The 20,320-nt window shown below is 45.6% G+C and carries 17 protein-coding genes; 8 read left to right on the plus strand and 9 right to left on the minus strand.

Features of this window, described 5'->3' with window-relative positions; all coding sequences use genetic code 11:
• Positions 1-18: 18 nt before the first annotated feature.
• Both BLT07_RS00945 and BLT07_RS00950 read right to left on the minus strand, forming a co-directional pair.
• Complete coding sequence (locus BLT07_RS00945) at positions 19-1,791, minus strand: DUF4270 family protein (protein ID WP_091864813.1); 1,773 nt, start codon at positions 1,789-1,791, stop codon at positions 19-21.
• A gap of 5 nt (positions 1,792-1,796) precedes the next feature.
• Positions 1,797-2,606 (minus strand): glycogen/starch synthase, encoded by an 810-nt coding sequence (locus tag BLT07_RS00950; protein ID WP_091864815.1) that lies wholly within the window; start codon positions 2,604-2,606, stop codon positions 1,797-1,799.
• Between the two features lie 105 nt (positions 2,607-2,711).
• Between BLT07_RS00950 and panC the strand changes: the two genes are divergently transcribed.
• The 4 genes from panC (at position 2,712) to BLT07_RS00970 (ending at position 6,370) form a co-directional block, all read left to right on the plus strand.
• Complete coding sequence (gene panC, locus BLT07_RS00955; RefSeq protein WP_091864817.1) at positions 2,712-3,557, plus strand: pantoate--beta-alanine ligase; 846 nt, start codon at positions 2,712-2,714, stop codon at positions 3,555-3,557.
• 111 nt (positions 3,558-3,668) lie between these two features.
• Positions 3,669-4,019: an aspartate 1-decarboxylase gene (panD, locus tag BLT07_RS00960; protein WP_091864819.1), complete on the plus strand. Its 351-nt coding sequence runs from the start codon at positions 3,669-3,671 to the stop codon at positions 4,017-4,019.
• Positions 4,020-4,099: 80 nt separating this feature from the next.
• The gene (locus BLT07_RS00965; protein ID WP_091864821.1) at positions 4,100-5,065 is read left to right on the plus strand and encodes a lysylphosphatidylglycerol synthase transmembrane domain-containing protein; all 966 of its coding nucleotides are present in this window, start codon (positions 4,100-4,102) and stop codon (positions 5,063-5,065) included.
• A 162-nt stretch (positions 5,066-5,227) separates the two neighbouring features.
• Entirely contained in the window at positions 5,228-6,370 is a 1,143-nt protein-coding gene (locus tag BLT07_RS00970; RefSeq protein WP_091864823.1) for an alpha/beta hydrolase, read from the plus strand.
• A gap of 212 nt (positions 6,371-6,582) precedes the next feature.
• Here BLT07_RS00970 and BLT07_RS00975 read toward each other — a convergent pair whose 3' ends face one another.
• Entirely contained in the window at positions 6,583-7,734 is a 1,152-nt protein-coding gene (locus BLT07_RS00975; RefSeq protein WP_091865570.1) for a glycoside hydrolase family 130 protein, read from the minus strand.
• Positions 7,735-7,984: 250 nt separating this feature from the next.
• Here BLT07_RS00975 and radA point away from each other — a divergent pair, with 250 nt between their 5' ends.
• Positions 7,985-9,346: a DNA repair protein RadA gene (gene radA, locus BLT07_RS00980; protein ID WP_091864825.1), complete on the plus strand. Its 1,362-nt coding sequence runs from the start codon at positions 7,985-7,987 to the stop codon at positions 9,344-9,346.
• A gap of 127 nt (positions 9,347-9,473) precedes the next feature.
• On the opposite strand, the gene BLT07_RS00985 is transcribed toward radA, so the two are convergent.
• The gene (locus BLT07_RS00985; RefSeq protein ID WP_091864827.1) at positions 9,474-10,514 is read right to left on the minus strand and encodes an aldo/keto reductase; all 1,041 of its coding nucleotides are present in this window, start codon (positions 10,512-10,514) and stop codon (positions 9,474-9,476) included.
• 192 nt (positions 10,515-10,706) lie between these two features.
• Entirely contained in the window at positions 10,707-11,468 is a 762-nt protein-coding gene (locus BLT07_RS00990) for an exodeoxyribonuclease III (protein ID WP_091865573.1), read from the minus strand.
• Between the two features lie 90 nt (positions 11,469-11,558).
• Between BLT07_RS00990 and BLT07_RS00995 the strand changes: the two genes are divergently transcribed.
• Positions 11,559-13,634, plus strand: a complete 2,076-nt coding sequence (locus BLT07_RS00995; RefSeq protein ID WP_091864829.1) for a TonB-dependent receptor family protein — start codon at positions 11,559-11,561, stop codon at positions 13,632-13,634.
• On the opposite strand, the gene BLT07_RS01000 is transcribed toward BLT07_RS00995, so the two are convergent.
• Positions 13,629-15,179, minus strand: a complete 1,551-nt coding sequence (locus BLT07_RS01000; RefSeq protein ID WP_091864831.1) for a glycine--tRNA ligase — start codon at positions 15,177-15,179, stop codon at positions 13,629-13,631. The genes BLT07_RS00995 and BLT07_RS01000 overlap by 6 nt on opposite strands.
• Before the next feature lie 221 nt (positions 15,180-15,400).
• Entirely contained in the window at positions 15,401-16,297 is an 897-nt protein-coding gene (locus tag BLT07_RS01005) for a coiled-coil domain-containing protein (protein WP_091864833.1), read from the minus strand.
• A 46-nt stretch (positions 16,298-16,343) separates the two neighbouring features.
• On the opposite strand from BLT07_RS01005, the gene BLT07_RS01010 reads away from it, so the two are divergent.
• Positions 16,344-17,063, plus strand: coding sequence for a ComF family protein (locus BLT07_RS01010; protein ID WP_175455222.1), 720 nt, complete (start codon positions 16,344-16,346; stop codon positions 17,061-17,063).
• 225 nt (positions 17,064-17,288) lie between these two features.
• Positions 17,289-18,914 carry an Ig-like domain-containing domain gene (locus tag BLT07_RS01015; protein ID WP_091864837.1) on the plus strand — a complete coding sequence of 542 codons (1,626 nt, stop codon included), beginning with the start codon at positions 17,289-17,291 and terminating at the stop codon, positions 18,912-18,914.
• A gap of 69 nt (positions 18,915-18,983) precedes the next feature.
• On the opposite strand, the gene BLT07_RS01020 is transcribed toward BLT07_RS01015, so the two are convergent.
• Together BLT07_RS01020 and BLT07_RS01025 are read right to left on the minus strand one after the other, a co-directional pair.
• Positions 18,984-19,766 (minus strand): amidohydrolase, encoded by a 783-nt coding sequence (locus BLT07_RS01020; RefSeq protein ID WP_091864839.1) that lies wholly within the window; start codon positions 19,764-19,766, stop codon positions 18,984-18,986.
• A gap of 24 nt (positions 19,767-19,790) precedes the next feature.
• Positions 19,791-20,264: an ankyrin repeat domain-containing protein gene (locus BLT07_RS01025; RefSeq protein ID WP_091864841.1), complete on the minus strand. Its 474-nt coding sequence runs from the start codon at positions 20,262-20,264 to the stop codon at positions 19,791-19,793.
• Between the last annotated feature and the right edge of the window lie 56 nt (positions 20,265-20,320).

Raw genomic sequence — 20,320 nt, forward strand, 5'->3', positions numbered from 1 at the left:
TTTGACCCTTTTTGAATTTCAATTCGACTCGGTATAAAAGATTTCAAGCTGCAGTTTTTTACCTGCGTTGGCTGTGGAAACGTTACTACCGAAAAGCACAGTACCTAACGGACTCAGCGTGGCTGCCACCGGTAGTTCCGTTTCGGTATCGTTGTCGAGCATGGCATTGGCACTATTGAAAAGCCCTATGTTCGGCGTAATCGTCAGTCCCAATGTGGCATTATCCGCATTACGCACGACCAAATCGTTCATATAATCGGTAATCTTTACCGTATATTTCAGCTCGGACCCGCTGCTCTCTCCCTGTAAGAGTCCGCCATAAAATGGATAGCTACTTAAATGGGATTGACCCTGCGCGGCCGGTGCGTCATTTCGGCCGATAAGGGGTGCATTGGTCTCCGTATTGTACAGATACAGTCTCGGTGGCTCGACTACGCCCGGTTTCTTGTCTACATAAAAGACCAAATTGGCCTCATTGATGATCCAGTTGTTGGCCTTAATCTGCTCGATGGCCTGCCTTCCATTGGCATCATCGAAAAGCTTGATTTCCGCAAAACTACCGGCACCGCCTTTGAGGTAAATACGCTCCGCATTTTCTTCGGAAGCAATTCCGTCGGCAACCTCAGGCGGATAGGCATCGTTGATAAAACTGTTCACCGCATTGCCCGCTATCGAACCTACCTGCGTAGAGGGGTTGGTCTGTTGCGTTACAAATTTGAGCTCTAACTCTTTGTTCTTGACCGCTTCACTGGCCGTATAACTATAGGATATGGTGATTTTGGCATCCCTCAAATTGAAAAGCATCATCAGCTCTTCTCCCGCCGAGGGTTCCAGCGAGAAGTGTATGCCCCGTAAAAAATTAGCGAAGTTGGCCTGGGTCAACAACTCGGAACTGCCCTCCCTATCCAAAATGTTCTTTTGAAAGAATTCTTTGCTTAACGCCACACGTATACCGGGAGCCAATCTCGTGAACTGCTCCGCCTCGTTGATGTTCTCGGTAGCGGCATCGTCCTTCTTGGGCAACAAAATCTCTTTTTCACTTATGGTAATCGTTTCGGAATCCAATGAAATTTTATCAGTCAAAAAGCCCGAAAAATCTTGATCGGAATAATATTCCTGCGCCTCTTGAAAATTGGTGTTCGGATCCAAATCCCTTAAAAAGTAAGTGGAGCGTTGCAGGTTTAATTGAAACGGCATATCGCGATTTCCATAAATACTATCTACGTCGATGGTGCGTGCAAATTGATCCTTAACAAAACCATCCGCTTCATTGCTATCCCTTACGAGAGGGTCGGTTCCCCTACTTTTTTCCTGGTTATCGGTAAATCCATCACCATCGGTATCGCTATTAGGGTCTAACGGATCCTTGTCCAACGCATCTATCACACCATCATTATCGGCATCGCCGGACGGACTGGTCAAAAAGGGAATATAGAGATACACCGAATCGACGGTCTCGTTTTCGGGAGTACTCTCCGCTTCCGGTCTGGCATCTCCAAAAAGCGGGTTTTCGGTCGGCAATTGAACTTGTGAGGTAATCGTTGCCTCGGTCTTTCCGTATATGGGATGATTATACGTCCCCAATTGATACACGGGAAGCTGATTGGCACGTACTGCCCGTATCTTTTTATTAACGGCAAAGACGTCGAAAACGGCCTTATCGGTATTGAAAGGTTTGTTACCGATAACACCGGCACCAATGGTAGTCAGGTCTTTTTCACAGGCTGCCAATACGGTAACGAGCGCAATTACCGCCAGTGCGGTAAATTTAGGTCGATTCAAAAAAATCATTCAGGCTATTTTAAAACTTCAGTGTTATAGAAATTGGCATAGGCATCCTCGAATTCTTGCAAGGATACGTAAGGCAACACAGGTTTTTGAAGGTTGGAGATGTGGTCTTGTAAATCTTCTGGAATTCCTTCCGCCGCTAAAATAACCGCATCTGAATTATCGACCGCAATCTTTAACAAATTATTATAGGTAGGGGTATCAAGCGAGGCGATACTTTCTTTAGGGATGCCATCAAAAGCAATCTTATCGATCATAGCGGAATCCAGCTCGCCCTCGAAGGACTTCCCGTAAACGGAAATGACAATCTTACTGGTTTCGAACAAAGGCTCGTCAGCATAGAATTTTTTCAGGTATAAAGGCAACAAGGAAGCCATCCAGCCGTGCACGTGTATGATATCGGGCGACCAGTTCAATTTCTTGACGGTCTCGACCACTCCTTTTGCAAAGAAAATGGCGCGTTCATCGTTATCGGGATATAGGTTTCCCTCCTTATCCGTAAAGGTGCCTTTTCGTTTAAAATATTCATCGTTATCGATAAAATATACCTGAATACGCTCTTTGGGGATGGAAGCTACTTTGATAATCAACGGCATATCCATATCATTGACTACCAAATTCATTCCCGAGAGGCGAATTACCTCGTGCAATTGGTGCCTGCGTTCATTGATATTGCCGTATCTGGGCATAAAAATCCGTATCTGGCCCCCATTACTGTTGACCATTCTAGGAGTTTCGTAAGACATCAGGGAAACTTCGTTCTCCGGAAGATAAGGTACTAGTTCCGACGATACGAACAATATCTTTTTACCATTCATGTAATTTCATTTTTAAGAGGATAGAATACAAATTGGCTGCAAAATTACAAAATTTATAGAGATTAGCCGTATTTATAGTAAGTTTGCTCGCTTTAAAAATCCCCTATGCCGGTCATAACCACCAAGAAAGAACTCGACCAACGTCTCTCTTCATTGCCGAAAAGCAGAAGCCTGGGGCTTGTGCCTACCATGGGCGCCCTCCATGAAGGGCATGCGGCCCTGGTCAAAAAGGCCATTTCGGAGAACCGCTGTGTCGTGGTCAGTATTTTTGTGAATCCTACCCAGTTCGACAATAAAGAAGATCTTGAGCACTACCCGGACACGCTCGAAAAGGATATTTTTTTATTGGAGGGTATTTCCGGGGATATCCTAATTTTTGCGCCTACCGCCAACGAAATCTATGACCATCGGATACTATCAAAAACCTATGATTTCGAGGGATTGGACAAAGTCATGGAAGGAGCTTTCAGAAACAATCATTTCAATGGGGTAGGCACTATCGTAGAAACCCTATTGCTGTTGGTTAAGCCGGACAGGGCCTATTTCGGGGAAAAGGATTTTCAACAATTACAGATAATTAGGAAGCTGGTCGACAAAAATGACATCCCTGTAGCTATAATAGGATGCCCGATCGTCAGGGAAGCCAGTGGATTGGCCATGAGCTCGCGTAACGAAAGATTGTCGGAAACCCTGCGCCAAGACGCATCCTTCATCTACGAGACCCTACGGACTGCCAAAGCGAAATTTGGCATGAAAAGTGCTAAATACGTGAGGGATTGGGCGGAAAAACAATTTGAAAACCATCCTGATCTGCAGTTGGAATATTTCGAGATAACGGATCTCGATACCCTAACCCCCATCCAAACAAAAAAAACGGATGTAAAATATCGGGCCTTTGTGGCCGTTTTTTGTGGGGCAGTTCGTTTGATCGACAACATAGCACTGAACTAAAGCGCTGTTCGCTTCACGCAATACGCTTAGCGCAATTTATAGTAAAAAAGCGTAAAGCGATAGGCGTAAAGCGCGCAGCAAAAATTTTCAATTTTTAGTTACCTTTGACCCATGCAAATAGAAGTCGTTAAATCGAAGATACATCGTGTAAAGTGCACTGGTGCCGACCTGAACTATATCGGCAGCATCACTATCGACGAAGACCTAATGGATGCCGCGAACATCATCCGTGGCGAGAAGGTACAGGTCGTGAACAACAACAATGGCGAAAGGCTCGAGACCTATGCCATTCCCGGTCCTCGGGCCAGCGGTGAGATTACGTTGAACGGGGCGGCCGCCAGAAAAGTGGCGACCGGTGATATACTCATACTCATTACTTACGCAAGAATGGACATCGAGGAAGCGAAAGTTTTCAATCCATCATTGGTGTTTCCGAACGAAGCGAACAATTTGCTGAACTAACGCCGACACTATTCGCGAATTGCTATACGCTTTATTGTTAGCGTAACGCGTTTGGCGCATGGCACATCAAACTACCAACCTTGGGCGACAACCTTAAAAAAACTTTAAAAACCATATTACCGATAGCCTTGGGCGTTTTCTTGGTGTGGTATTGGTACAATTCTACCGCCGAAGAAGAAAGAAAACAGATTTTTTACTATATAAAGGACGCCGATCTTTTCTGGGTCGGGCTTTCGATGGTATTGGGCATTCTTGGCCATATTTCCCGCGCCATCCGTTGGAATTACCTTCTGCAACCCTTGGGTTACGCACCGAAATTAAGTAACAACGTATTTATCATCCTCATGGCCTACCTGACGAATCTGGGTATTCCGCGAACCGGGGAAATCTTGAGGGCTACGGCACTGACCACCTACGGGAATGTCCCGTTTGAAAAGGGTATCGGAACTATCATCACCGAACGCGTCATCGATGTAATCATGTTATTTTCGATTATTTTGGCTACCCTATTATGGCAGACCGATATAATTTTGGGCTTTCTTGAAAAGGTGGGCATCCCATTTAATAAAATCCTGATCCTGATGGGTACGGGCATTCTGATGTTGGCCGCTTTTTTCCTATTTATCAAAAAATCCTCGCATAATTTCGCGTCTAAAATCAAAAAATTCGTCAAAGGCCTTATGGACGGGCTACTAAGTATCTTCAAAATGAAGAACAAATGGGCTTTTCTATTCCACACCCTATTCATCTGGGCCTGCTATATCGGAATGCTCTGGGTCATCAAGTTCACCGTACCGGAGACTATCGACCTGTCGCTGGGCCAACTCATGGTAGCCTTTGTGGCCGGCGCATTGGCCATGATGTTCACCAATGGCGGCATCGGTCTTTATCCTATCGCCGTAAGTCAGGCCTTGACCATTTTCGGCATCAGCAAAATATCCGGCGACGCCTTCGGCTGGATCATGTGGATATCGCAGACCTTGATGATCGTCGTTTTTGGGGCAATATCTTTCCTCGTTCTACCGTTATTGAACAGGAACCGTTAGAATAAATTCCAAGCACCAAATTCCAAATTCCAAAAATGTCTTGGTCAATTTGTGAAGGGGCTTCCAGCCTATCTGTCAAAAAACCTTAACCAAGGAAGCAAGTATGGAGGTCCTCAATCTTGGAGCTTATCAGTAGCGGAGCCTACACCCAAATCTTAGACCATGCTACGAAACTTTAGCCTTTTCGCAATTTTGCTATGCGCCGACCTGAGCGCCCAAGTAACCCAAGAAATTTTTGAATCTTTTAAATTGCAGGAACGCCGCGACGTTCGCTATTACGTTCCCGAAGATTACGATGCAGCACAAAAATATCCCGTTATCGTCGTACTCGATGGCGATTACCTCTTCGACCAAACGGTAGCCAATGCCAAGTTCTATCACAACTTTCACGGTATGCCCGCAAGTATTGTCGTAGGAGTTGACCAAAGTAAAAACGGCCTGCGCTATGACGATTGTGCCTTCGAGTCCGATACTGGCCTGCCCGCCGAAAAAGGAAAACTATTCTTCGAGTTCGTGGGTTCTGAGCTCATTCCCTATATCGATACCAAATATAGCACAGCGTCTTTCAAGACCATTGTCGGCTATGACATCACGGCGAATTTCCAGAACTATTGGCTATTCAAGGAAAAATCGTTGTTCAACGCCTATATCAATATTTCCCCTTCCTTGGCGCCGCAGATGGAAGCCCGCGTACCGGCCCGCTTGATGTCGTTTGACCAACCCATGTTTTACCAGCTTATCGTAGAGAGTTTAAAGGATGACGATACCGCCCGGATACTTCAAATGAGCAACGCCATAAAGGCCATCTCCAAAGAAAACTTACATTTCGGGTTTACCCAGTATGACGGAGCCGACGACATTTCCATCGCCACCTATGGCATCGGAAAGGCATTCGATAATATCTTCAGAATGTTCAAACCCATCAGTCCGAAAGAATATAAAGAAAAAATCTTGACCTTGGATGGCCCTGTTTTTCAATATCTCGCGGATAAATATCAAGAGATCGAAGACCTTTTCGGCATCGAAAAGCCTGTTGAACTTAACGATATCATGGCCATATACGCCGCTTCCCGCAAAAAAGAGGATGTAGAATCGCTAAAGCCACTATCGGATATGTGTAAAAAACAATTCCCCGGGACGATGCTCGGTTTCTACTTTGAAGGCGAATACTATGAGCAGATCGGAGAGCCCAAAAAAGCGTTCAAAACCTTCGAGAAGGCCTTTAACATGGAAGAAATCGACTTTTTGACCAAGGAAATGGCGTTGGAGAAAATTGATGCGTTGAAAGCGGATTTTGGGTATTAAAAACTGAATTCCTTCCGAAAGATCTGTACCATGCACCAAACTGTAAGCAGACAGGTTCTAAAATTCATGATTCCGTCTGCCGGAAGGGCAGGCTTTTTGGCGTATCCTTCGACACGCTCCGTAACCGTAAGCTCATCGCCAGATTATTCGGGCAGATAGATCCGCCTTACGGAACGCTGATCGAAACTTGATAGTTCGTCCTATTTTTGGTTCTAATCGACGGTCGCGGTCGCGACTCCGACCATACTGTCCGCCGTACCATAAAATAAATACCACTTTCCATCAAAGTAGACTAGACCTTCCACAAATGTTGTCCCGTCTTTATATTGGCCGGATTTCTCAAAAGGCAGTTCCGGTTTTAAAAAGGGAGTCTCGCTACGATCGATTAATTTCCAAGGTTCCGTAGCCGAAAACAATGCCTGTCCGCTAGTATAAACCCGGTTGCCCAGATCCTTGACCCCAATATTGGAAGAATTACCGGCATTGTACAACACGACAATACCATCATCCGTCAGCACAGGCGGTGGTCCGGCCTCGACCAACCAGGAATCGAAGTATCCGGGACGGGGATTTAAGACCGGGGCGAGATTACCCGCATAATCTTCAACAGGCACCCAATTGATCAGCTCCGTTGAAGATGCCAGCCAAATATGGGGCACCCCATAATACATATAATAGTTGCCATTGATCTTTGCCGCGACCAGTTTTCCATCTTTAAGTTCGGTGACTATGGCCCCCGATTTGGTTTCCCTTTCGTTGTACTTTCCGTCTTTATAATCTTCGAATACCGGGCCGTGTTTGGTCCATTTTTTTAAATCGGGCGAGGTCGCAAGCGCCAACCGGGGTATTTTACCGTTCCATTGTGTGTAGGTTAGGATATACGTTCCATCATCGCTCTCGACGATACGTGGATCCTCGGTACCGCCGATCCACTCGTATTTTTTTTGATCATCATTATCCGGATAGAAAATAGGCGCTTCTTCGGTTTGGTAATTGACGCCGTCTTTGGAAATGGCCAACCCGATGCGGGAGGTATGCCCCCCTATCGAATCGACGTTACGGTCTTGCTCCGCCCTGTATAGCACATGAATTTTCTTGCCCTTAACGACGGCCGCGGGGTTAAACGTGGCCTTGGATTGCCATGCTACATCGGCACCGCTCATTGGGTCTTTAAAAACAATGGCAGGATTGCTCTGAATGATGGGTTTTGCATTTTCGGGACGCTCGAAAGGCCCTAACATCCAAGCTTTGTCGACAAGCAAGGCCTTGTCCCCCTTTGTATCGGCGACAGTTGGTTTGACTCCACAAGCGGTCAATACAAGCAGAAACAGCAAAATAGCAAGCCTTTTTTTTAATATGTCCATAATTTTCCTGTTCTTGGCAAGCATCCCCTTAACCCAATCTAACCGCACAAAACTAAACTAAATTTTGCAGATTTATCCTTTCGAGAGTTTGTGTAAAAAGCACCTCAAAAGAACCGAATCTTGGACCAAATCATGAAGTCAACCCCGAATTCCGAAGGCATTTGCACCCTGAGGCTTGTTTGGATGAGTTTTTTGCAAGACTAGGCAGCATCACTACTAATTTTTATCTTTACAGCCTGACAAAACGAGAATGCCCAAAACAAAAACAACCTTTTTCTGCCAGAACTGTGGAACGCAATACGCCAAATGGGTCGGACAATGTTCCGCTTGCAAGGAATGGAACACGGTGGTGGAAGAAGTAGTCCAAAAACCGGAAAAGTCGAGTTGGAAGACCATTGCCAGTCCGAAAAAACGAATGTCCAGACCGCTTCGGGTACACGAAATAAGTTCGGACAAGGAGATTCGCCTGAACACTTTCGATCTGGAATTCAATCGGGTATTGGGCGGTGGTTTGGTGCCTGGCGCATTAGTATTGTTAGGCGGCGAACCGGGCGTGGGGAAAAGCACCTTGATATTACAGATCGCTTTAAAACTTCCGTACAGAACCCTCTATGTATCCGGGGAGGAGAGCCAAAAACAAATCAAGATGCGAGCAGATCGCATCCATCCGAACAGTGAAACCTGTTATATTCTTACGGAAACGAAAACGCAGAACATTTTTCAACAGGTCGAGGCCACCGAACCTGATATTGTGGTCATCGACTCCATTCAGACCTTGCATTCCGATTACCTAGAGTCGGCGGCGGGCAGTATTTCGCAAATCAGGGAATGTACCGCCGAACTGATCAAGTTTGCCAAAGAAACGAATACGCCGGTCATTCTGATCGGTCATATTACAAAGGACGGCTCTATTGCCGGACCAAAAATTTTAGAGCATATGGTCGACACGGTGCTCCAATTCGAAGGCGACCGGAATTATGTGTATCGCATTCTGAGATCCCTAAAAAACCGCTTTGGCTCGACCGCGGAACTGGGCATCTACGAAATGCAAGGGGGAGGACTGCGACAGGTGAACAATCCGTCGGAGATATTGATTTCCAAAAATGATGAGGGACTCAGCGGCACGGCCATCGCCTCGACCGTCGAAGGTATGCGGCCGCTGATGATCGAGATCCAGGCCTTGGTCAGTACTGCGGTCTATGGTACGCCACAACGTTCGACTACGGGCTATAACGCCAAACGGTTGAACATGCTTTTGGCGGTGCTTGAAAAACGAGCGGGTTTTAAATTGGGCGCCAAAGATGTTTTCCTGAATATTACCGGAGGCATCTCGGTCGACGACCCCGCCATCGATTTGGCGGTCATCGCGGCCATCCTCTCAAGCAATGAAGACATCCCTATAGAAAAAAGTGTATGCTTTGCCGCGGAAGTCGGATTGGCAGGAGAAATACGCCCCGTGCAGCGCGTGGACCAGCGTATTTCGGAAGCGGAAAAGCTAGGGTTCACTACGATATACGTTTCCAAGAACAATAAAATTGGATTGAAAAATCCGAAAATAGCCATAAAACTGGTATCCAGAATCGAGGATGTGGTTAGTGGGCTGTTCGGGTAAACAATGTCTCCTATATTTCCTACCGCTTATCCCTCATAATCCTAGCAAAAACCATGATAATAACGATTACCGCTATAATCAACACCAACTGACCAAATCCCACGTTTAGAAAATACATAGTCTAGAATTATGGCGCCGGATTCGGTATCGCATTGTGAATCGCTTCGATACCCTCCAACATCTCATCGCTCAAATTAATGTCGATACTGGCGATATTATGTTTTAGCTGCTCCATCGAAGTAGCACCGATGATATTACCGGTAACGAAAGGCCTTGTATTTACGAACGCCAAAGCCATGTGCGTTAATGACAGGCCATGGTCTCTCGCAAGTTTATGATATTTTTCAGTGGCTTTTACAGCGGTTTCGCCGCTATACCGGGAATATTGGGGAAAAAGTACGATTCGCGATGTCGCCGGTCGCATACCGCCCAAAAACTTACCGGTCAAGGTGCCAAAGCCCAAGGGCGAATAGGCCAAGAGCCCTACTTTTTCGCGGATAGCGATTTCCGAAAGCCCGACCTCGAACAAACGGTTCAACAGATTGTACGGGTTTTGAATGGTTATGGTACGCGGCAAACTCGCATGCACCTTGCTTTCCATTAAAAACCGCATGGTACCCCAGGGCGTTTCGTTCGAAATGCCGACCTGCCTGACCTTGCCTTCACGGATGAGATCGCGCAGGGTCTGCAAAACCTCGTGAATGTTATCGGTCCAATGGTCGGTAACATCGTGCCGGTATCCTCTTTTTCCAAAGTAATTGGTACTGCGTTCGGGCCAGTGGAGCTGGTAGAGATCAATATAATCGGTCTGTAGGCGCTCGAGACTTCCATCCACGGCATTTCTGATCGATTCGGGTGTGAACCCTGAATTACGGATGAACTTGGTACCTTCACTTTTCCCCACGATTTTTGAGGCGAGAACAATGTTGTCGCGGTTCCCGTTTTTGTTGAACCAAGTGCCGATAATCTTTTCAGTAACCGATAGTCGGTCTGGATGTGCGGGAATGGGATACATTTCGGCCGTATCAAAAAAGTTGACGCCTTGGTCAACAGCATAGTCCATCTGCTCGTGGCCTTCTTTTTCGGTATTCTGGTTGCCCCAGGTCATGGTACCGAGACATATCTTACTGACTTGGATATCGGTGTGGGGCAGCGTGTTGTAAATCATGGGGTTTGCTAATTCATTGCTATTTGAAGCGCCCAAATTTACAAATTTATATGGGCCGCTCCTCCTACACATGTAAGAAATATCCACAATATCAGGAGTTCTTACTCTTCCCTCCGACGAGTGACCTTCCGCAACCGACCAGGGAGGCACGACTGAGAGATTGCATATCGAGAGAAAGGTATGGTTAAGGTGCTAGGCTATTTCCACCAAAATAGGGCAATGATCACTATGTTTGGCATTGGATAAGATTACCGACCGCGTTAACCGGTCTTTCAACGGCTCGGCGATCATACCATAATCCAGACGCCAGCCTTTGTTATTGTTACGGGCATTGGCACGATAGCTCCACCACGTATAATGGTCCGGTTCCGTATTGAATTGACGGAAACTGTCGATAAAGCCGCTCTCGATAAAATTACCGATCCATTTGCGCTCGACGGGAAGAAAGCCCGATACGTTTTTCAGCCTTACGGGGTCGTGGATATCGATTGCTTCATGGCAAATATTATAATCGCCCAATACTAGTAAGTTAGGATGGGTTTTCCGTAAATCATCTACGTAGGTCTGAAAATCGGCCATATAGGTCAGTTTATGCTCCAGGCGGGCTAAATTGGTGCCAGATGGCAGGTACAGGCTCATTACGGATAGATCGCCAAAATCGGCACGCAGGTTCCGTCCCTCGAAATCCATATAACCGATGCCCGTTCCCGTTTCTACATGATCCGGTTTTGTTTTAGATAGGATGGCCACCCCGCTATAGCCTTTCTTTTGGGCGCTGAACCAATAATTGTGGGAATAGCCCGCATCTTCAAAAAGGGTAAGATCTAACTGATCTTCCATGGCCTTGATTTCCTGAAGGCAAACGACATCGGGGTCGACAGCGAGCAACCAATCCAGAAAACCTTTTTTAAGCGCTGCCCGGATGCCGTTTACGTTGTAGGATACTATTTTCATATTTCCTTGGAGTTTAGTTGCGAAAATAAACATTGTGGAGTAAGAAGCGGTTTAAGTTCATTATTTTTGGATTTCCAAAATTTGAACATAATGCGCAATTTTACTTTTCTGATTTGCTTTTTTTCCGTTTATCTGGCATTGGGCCAAAATCCTATAGTAAACGATAGTATTACCCAACTTGACGAAGTTATTCTCTTGGATGCCCTAAAAATAAAAAACGCAACAGGTATCGTTCCTTCGGATGTCATTGCGGCCAAAATATTCCAGAATTATAGTCCCGTTGAACTTACCTCGGCCATGAACCAGATTCCCGGCGTCTACGTATTGTCGGGCGCCCTGAACACGAACAGGATAACCGTTCGCGGCATCGGGGCCAGAACTGCCTACGGAACGGACAAGCTGCGCCTATATTACAATGATATTCCGGTAACGGATGGTTCCGGTTTTTCTACCATTGAGGCTTTCGACCTTGAAAACCTCAGTCAGATGGAGGTCATCAAAGGGCCGAAGGGAACGGCTTTTGGAGCCAATCTGGGAGGAGCTATTATCCTGAATCCCAAGGAAGCCCTCGGAAAATCTACCAATCTGTCGAACAACTTTACCGTAGGTTCTTTTGGATTGCTAAAAAACAATCTTTCGTTTAACCATAATGATGGGAAGCTCCGATTGGGATTGCAGTATGGCCATTTGGAAACGGATGGGTATCGCGATAACAGCCAATTTGAAAGGGATGGTCTACTGCTGAACACCTCCTACCAAATCAATGAAAAGAATCAAGTAGCATTGCTGGTCAACCATCTCGATTACACGGCCAATATCGCCAGTTCGATAGGGGCAACCGCATTTGCAGAGAATCCGAAACAAGCGGCCGCGAATTGGGGGGGGGTCCAGGGTTTTGAGACCAATAATTACACGTTAGCCGGCATCAACTATGCGCATACTTTCAATGAGCACCTTAAAAACAGCACCAGTATCTTTTACTCCTACCTCGATCATTTCGAACGCCGGCCCGCACCCTTAGGTTTTTTGAATGAAATGACTAACGGTTATGGATTCCGAACACGCTTTACCGGAAATTTCGGCTTTTTAAATAGGACCGCGGAATATAACTTGGGCGCAGAACTCTATAAAGATGAATACGATTGGTCGCTCTTTCGAACACTTGAACAACCGATCAACGGAAGTATACAGGGCGACCGCTTTGCCGACAACAAGGAGTTCCGAACGCAATTCAATACTTTCGGAACACTACTATTGCCCTTAACGGATGCGTTTTCCGCACAATTCGGACTGGCCGTCAACAAAACCAAATACGATTTCCGAGATCGTTTCAATACGGGAACGGACAACACCACTGCCCATCGTGATTTCGACGGCATCGCGCTTCCCAGTCTTGATCTTGAATACCGGTTTTCGGAGGCCGCCCGTCTGTTTGCCAACGTGAGTCGCGGTTTCTCTAACCCCACGGTCGAGCAGACCTTGACGCCTGATGGGGTCATCAACCCCGATATCGCCCAAGAAACAGGCACTAACTACGAATTGGGCACCGAATTGTACGTCAATGACCGCAAGTTTCACCTCAACATGAGCGTTTATCAAATGGACATTCGCAACCTGTTGGTCGCCGAACGGGTGGCCGAAGACCAGTTTATCGGCAAAAACGCCGGCAAAACCCGCCATCGTGGCATCGAAATCGCCATGGAGTATATTTGGACCATCAGCCCAAGGCTGCAAATAGCGCCTTTTCTCAGCTATACCCTCAATGACCACCAATTCGTCGAGTTTATCGATCAAGGTGAAGATTTTTCGGGAAACCCATTGACCGGTGTTCCCAAACAGATGCGTACCGCGGGTATTCAGTCCCAATTTCTTGATGGTTTCTACTGGAATATCGCCCACCGGCATGTCTCCGAAATACCTTTAACAGACGCCAACAGCTTACAAAGCGAAGCCTTTGTCGTTTTCACGACCCGAATGGGCTATCGCAAACCGCTATCGGAAAAATTCACTGTTGGAATTGATTTTGGCATCAACAATATCTTCGATGAAAAATATGCGGAGTCGGTGCTGATCAACGCCGGCAGTTTCGGCGGCGAACCCCGGTACTATTATCCGGGCAATCCACGGAATTTTTATGGGAGTTTGCGGCTGGGATGGCGGTTATGAAACGTCCATCCGCTTCAACCACCCCTTCATATCAACGGCCTCATGAATAATCCCTTTTAAAGATTCAATTGCTACGCGTTGCTGCTCCATTGAATCACGATGCCGTATCGTTACGGTCTTGTCTTCCAAAGTTTGATGGTCGACCGTAATGCAAAATGGCGTTCCAGCGGCATCCTGTCTTCGATAGCGGCGGCCCACGGCATCTTTTTCATCGTATTCGACGTTAAAATCCCATTTTAGGTCTTCGATGATTTCCTGGGCGATTTCAGGAAGGCCGTCCTTTTTTACCAAGGGGAACACGGCGGCTTTTGTCGGTGCCAAGACTGACGGCAGTTTCAGGACCGTTCTCGTACTACCGTTCGCGAGTTCCTCCTCTTGTAACGAATTCGAAAATACGGCCAGAAACATCCTATCGAGTCCGATGGAGGTTTCCACCACGTAGGGCACATAGCTTTCGCGGGTTTCGTAATCGAAATATTGCAATTTTTTACCCGAGTGTTTTTCATGGCTGGCCAAGTCAAAATCGGTTCGGGAGTGTATGCCTTCCAATTCTTTGAATCCAAAGGGAAAACGGAATTCGATATCGGAAGCCGCATCGGCATAGTGTGCCAATTTTTCATGGTCGTGAAAACGGTAATTCTCTGCGCCCAAACCTAATGACAGATGCCATTTCATTCGATTTTTCTTCCAGTTTTCGTACCATTCCTGTTGCGTACCGGGCTTGATAAAATATTGCATTTCCATCTGCTCGAATTCCCGCATACGGAAGATAAACTGACGGGCAACGATTTCGTTTCGGAAGGCTTTTCCCGTTTGTGCGATGCCGAAAGGAATCTTCATCCGTCCCGTTTTCTGTACGTTCAAAAAGTTGACGAAAATACCTTGGGCCGTTTCAGGACGCAGGTATAAGTCCATCGCACTTTCGGCGGTGGCACCCAGTTTCGTGCCGAACATAAGGTTGAACTGTTTCACCTCCGTCCAGTTTTTAGAACCGGACATAGGGCAAGCGATATCAAGTTCTTCAATCAGTTTCTTGACATCGGCAAGATCTTCGGCCGCCAAAGATTTTCCCAACCTTTTCAATATGGTAGTAGCCTGCTCTTGGTAATCGACCACGCGCTGGTTGGTGGCAAGAAATTGTGCTTCATCGAACTTATCGCCAAAGCGTTTGGCGGCCTTGGCGACTTCCTTTTCTATTTTAGCCTCGATTTTGGCGACATGGTCTTCGACCAGCACATCGGCACGATAGCGTTTTTTGGAGTCTTTGTTGTCTATCAATGGATCATTGAAGGCATCAACGTGTCCGGAGGCCTTCCACGTGGTGGGATGCATAAAAATGGCCGCATCGATACCCACGATATTTTCATTCAGCTGTACCATGGCTTTCCACCAGTACTCCCGAATGTTCTTTTTAAGTTCGGCGCCGTTCTGCGCGTAATCGTATACTGCACTCAATCCATCATATATTTCACTGGACTGAAAGACGTACCCGTATTCCTTCGCATGGGAAATTACCCGTTTAAAATCATCATCTTGTTTTGCCATGTGGCAAAAATAGAATTTTAGATACGGTCTTGGAAACTTATTTTGAACTTGATCGAAATTGGTTGGGCACTATCCGCCTTGTGCCATCAAATTTTAAACAATTCGCCAAAAAAAAAGAGAAGATTGCTTATGCGAGGCACTAGAAAATTCAAATTTAGTGCCGAAAGGGTGTTCACGGACAGAAAATACCCTCAGACCAATTAAAATTTAGGTTAGAAAACTTACTTCAATTCAAATTCGGTAGTAGAAAGTAGTTTTTGGTCTTCAAAGACATTAAGCCTATAATTACCATCTTCCAAAGAACCTTGGGGAATGGTTATAAAATCGCAGACAGTGGTTTCCTCCCCTGAAAAAAGAAGCTCTACCCGTTTACTATAGATATTGCCGTTTACGGTAATCGTATTGGCATTGTCTTCGATAACCCGCATATTCGGACTCAAAAACTGAAAATACAGTGCCTTTGGGGAATTTATCTCGGTATCATCGGCTATAAGGGTTACACAGCCCCGAAGCTTTTCGATGATCGAGGCTTTATTGGTCTTGATCGGCTTACCAGAGCGCATTCGAAACCCGCTGCCTTCCGCATTACGCAGTTCCAAATACGTTTTTACTTTAAGTTCTTTGTTGAGCTCCTTTACTTTTTTGCGCTGTAAGGCCTCCGCTTCGGCCAAGGAATTACGTTTGCTTCTGAGTTCCTCTATCTGTTTTTGGTTCTCTTCATTTTTATCGGCAAGCAACATATTGTTATATCTCAAAAAATTATTCTTGAGTTTGAGACTGTCGTTCTTCGCCTCGAGCCGGCGGAGTTCGGTCTTGAAATCCCGCAACTTCTCCACGGTAAAATTCAATCGCCCGATGGAATCCAACAATTGTTGGACACGATATTTCGAGCTTTCAAGTTCGATTTCGTTCACCTCGTTGAGCGCGGAAAGCCGATCGACGTCGGTTTTCATCAAGGTAAGGTCTCTTACCAGCAATCCCTTTTCCTGTTCCAAGTAGTCCATTTGACTTCTCGATTGTGCATAGCTATAGTAAAAAGCGATGAGAATACCGATGATAACGGCAATTAAGGCCGTAAGAACGATCTTATGATTGAATTTCTTATCTTGACCGTCCATTTAGGGGAGTATAGGCTTTAAGTAGGTGGTTAAAAGGCGAGTTATTATGCTGATTCATAATCTAACAAAGATACTAAATGATATCAATTCGGTCTTAATGCCCCGGGTCTGTTTTGGATGTACTGCGCACTTGATCCGAGGAGAGGAACTCATCTGTACCCTTTGCCGAAACGATATGCCGCTCACCGAATACAACTTTAACGATGAAAACCCCGTCGACCGTATATTTTATGGCCGAATTAACATAAAAAAGGCTAGTTCTTTTCTGTTTTTCTCGGAAAATGGCAACGTACAGCGATTGATCCATAATTTAAAGTATAAAAATCAAGAGTGCGTAAGCCGATTTTTAGGAGATTGGTACGGACAGCTTTTAAAAGGGACCGGGGAATTAGCAAAAACCATAGATATGGTTGTTCCGGTACCTTTGCACCCTAAAAAATTACGGCGCAGGGGCTATAATCAGGTGGCCGGATTTGCCCAAAAATTGGCCCATCATCTCGGAGCGGAATATGTAGATAACATCCTCATTAAGACAGCGAACACCAAGACCCAGACCAAAAAAGGAAGAATTGGTAGATGGCAAGACGATACCGCCCTCTATACCTTATCGAATGCCGATTATTTAAAAAACAAGAATATTCTTTTGGTCGACGACGTGATTACGACGGGCGCCACTATGGAAATCTGTGCCCAAACCCTGCAACAAGCGACGGGAACAACGATTTATTTGACAAGTATGGCGGTTGTTCCGAAGTTGTGGAACTGACCGGAAGGAAAATTCCAAAAGGGTACGGAAGAAGGAATACTTGAATTCTCGAGATTTGGTCATAGCTTCAATCATTAGAATAGGTTCTAGGTTCTAAAAGCGAAGTGGTGTATAATCCTTTTGTCGGCAAGAATGTTAAAAAACCCTTTATCGTTTCGACCTACTACCAAAATAATCGTTTCTTTGCCACCAATGAGCTCGTCTTGAGTTCAATATTCCAGATAGATGATCCGTCGTTTCGTCGCATTTCTTTTTCTATTCCTTTTGGCGGCCGCCCTTTGGCAATGCGCGCGGCGGGGAAGCCCTAGCGGAGGCCCGAAAGACATAACACCGCCTCAACTCATAAAGACCGAGCCCGATAGCATGTCCATTAATTTTAAGGCCAAACGGATACGGCTTTATTTCGATGAATTCATCAAGTTGCAGGATATACAGAATCAACTTATCGTTTCCCCACCCTTGAAATACCAGCCCGAAATCAAACCTCAAGGAGGTGCGAGCAAATATCTCGAACTCAAATTCAAGGACACTTTACGCGAAAAAACGACGTATACCATCAATTTTGGCCAAAGCGTGCAGGATAACAATGAGGGTAACCCCAGCAGTTTTTTGACTTATGTCTTCTCGACCGGCGATTATATCGATTCACTCAAAGTGTCCGGGGTCGTAAAGGATGCCTTTAAAAGGAAGCCCGATGAGTTTATAAGCGTAATGCTCTACGAGATCGATACCGCCTATACCGATTCGACCATTTTTAAGCGGCCACCTAACTATATCACGAATACGCTGGATAGTACAGTGATTTTTAGGTTGAAAAATCTGAAGGAAGGCCAATACAAACTTTTCGCCCTAAAAGACGAGGCCAAAAACAATATGTTCGACCAGAACGTCGACAAAATAGCGTATATGGAAGACACCTTGACGCTACCCAACGACTCCACCTATCTCCTGACCCTTTTTAAGGAGGTGCCCAACTATAATATGGCTGTACCCAGTTTAGCGGCCAAAAACCGTATTCAATTCGGTTACTTCGGCGATGCATCCGATATTGAGGATATAGAGATTACCCCGCTCACTCCCCTACCGGATACCGTTAGCGCTAAAATATTGAAACAACGAGATAAAGACACCCTTAATTACTGGTTTACGCCCTTTGAAATGGATTCCATCGTGTTTACCGTTACCAACGAAAGGGCCAAGGTCATCGATACCTTCACCGTCAAAAGTCGAAAAGTGGGTCTCGATTCCTTACAATTGACTGCCAATCAAAACGGTTCGCTCAATTTTAATGACCCATTTTATATCCAGGCCAACACGCCGCTTACGGCGCTTGACACAACCAAAATAAGTATGATGGACCAAGATTCCCTAGCGGTTTCCTTTACAACGGCACTAGATACTTTAATAAACAAGGTAGATATCAATTTCAAGGTGGAACCCAACCAAAACTATCAACTCGACCTTTTACCGGGGGCGATTACCGATTTCTTTGGCGAGACCAACGACACTCTAGTCTATAACCTATCGACCCAAAGCTATGCCGATTTGGGTAATTTGAAGTTCAACATCGAAGCCGATAGTTCGGCATATCCCTTAATTATAGAACTGATCGACGAACAGGGCAAATTGATACGTGAAATCTTCGCTCCCGAAGCAAAACCTCTTGAATTTAACAACATAGAACCTGCCAAATATTTCATTCGTGTGACTTTCGATAAAAATGCCAATCAAAAATGGGATACCGGCGATTATCTTAAAAAACTACAGCCCGAAAAGGTGAGCTACTATCCCGACACCGTCGAGGTGCGAGCGAATTGGGAATTGGAACAAACTTTTAGGATACCGGATTAGAGCCAGTAGGCAGTAAAAAAAAATCTAACCTCATAAATCTACAAACCTACCCGTCCGCAGGCGGCGGAGTTATAATCCTTTTTTAAACTCAAAGCTATCCCTATCATTCAAAAATTTTAATTTCTCCCTAGTAGATATAACATGCTCTTTAGAGAAGGTGGCGTAAACAATCTCTTCCTTTTCAGAAAAAGCCACTCGTTCGCCCAAGGTATCGTAGACCGCAGAATGGCCAATGTATTCATGTTTCATCTCGTCGGCACCTACCCGGTTGACACCGACGCAGTACGCCATATTTTCGATGGCCCTTGCTTTTAACAAAGTATCCCAAGCTACAATCCTAGGCTTGGGCCAGTTGGCGACATAAATCAGTACATCATAGTCTTCGATATTTCTTGACCATACGGGAAAGCGTAAATCGTAACAGACCATAGGGCAGAGCTTAAAGCCTTTATAATCCACAAGTAACTTTTCGGTGCCTGCCTTATACACTTTATCTTCTCCAGCCAACGTAAAGGTGTGGCGTTTGTCGTATTGGGCGGTCTTTCCGTCGGGTTCTATAAAAAAAAGACGGTTGGTAAAGCTACCATTTTCAAAAAAGGGAAGGCTTCCGACTAGGGCAGCTTTTGTTTCCAAGGCTTTTTGCAACATCCAATCCACGGTTTTTGGGCCTTCTTCTTTGGCAACATGTTCTGGGTGCATTGTAAAGCCTGTGTTGAACATTTCGGGAAGTACGATAAGGTCGGTATCCGAAGAAATATTCTGTAAAACCTTGGAGAAATGAACTCTGTTCGCTTCTGGATTTTCCCAAATTAGCTGGGATTGTATGAGGGCCGTTTTTAAGGTTTTTGTCATATTGCTTTTAAAATGAAAGAAGGCTCAATTGGTGTTTTCCAACAACTGGATCAATTCAAGATCTCCCTGAATTCTCGCATGGTCCAAGGCCGTATTGCCACGATTGTCCTTAATCGCTGCATTCGCACCTTCTTCTAACAATAGTTTGGCGATTTCGGAGCGGTTGAAGTTTACCGAATAAATTAGGCAGGTTGCACCCATAGCGTTCTGGACGTTGATATCCGCTCCTTTTTGTATCAACTTTTCGGCACTATCGGCATAGCCTTTAAAGCAGACACCCATTAATGCAGTATTGCCCGAAGCATCCTTGGCATCGATTTTAGCCCCGTGCTGCAATAACAAGTCGGTGATTTCGGGTTCGTCGTAGTAGGTCGCCATGATCAGCGGTGTCGAACCACGTTGATCTTTACTATCGAGCAATAAAGGGTTCTTGGCCAACATGGCCTTCACTTCCTTAAAGTTGCCGTTTCGTATTTCATCGAAAAAGACCTCGTTCATGGTATACGTGTTTGGAGTTTGCGTTTTATCGGATGTCCGAAATTATAAAAAAACGG

Origin of the sequence: Pricia antarctica, assembly GCF_900101815.1 — a bacterium.
Classification (GTDB): Bacteria; Bacteroidota; Bacteroidia; order Flavobacteriales; family Flavobacteriaceae; genus Pricia; species Pricia antarctica.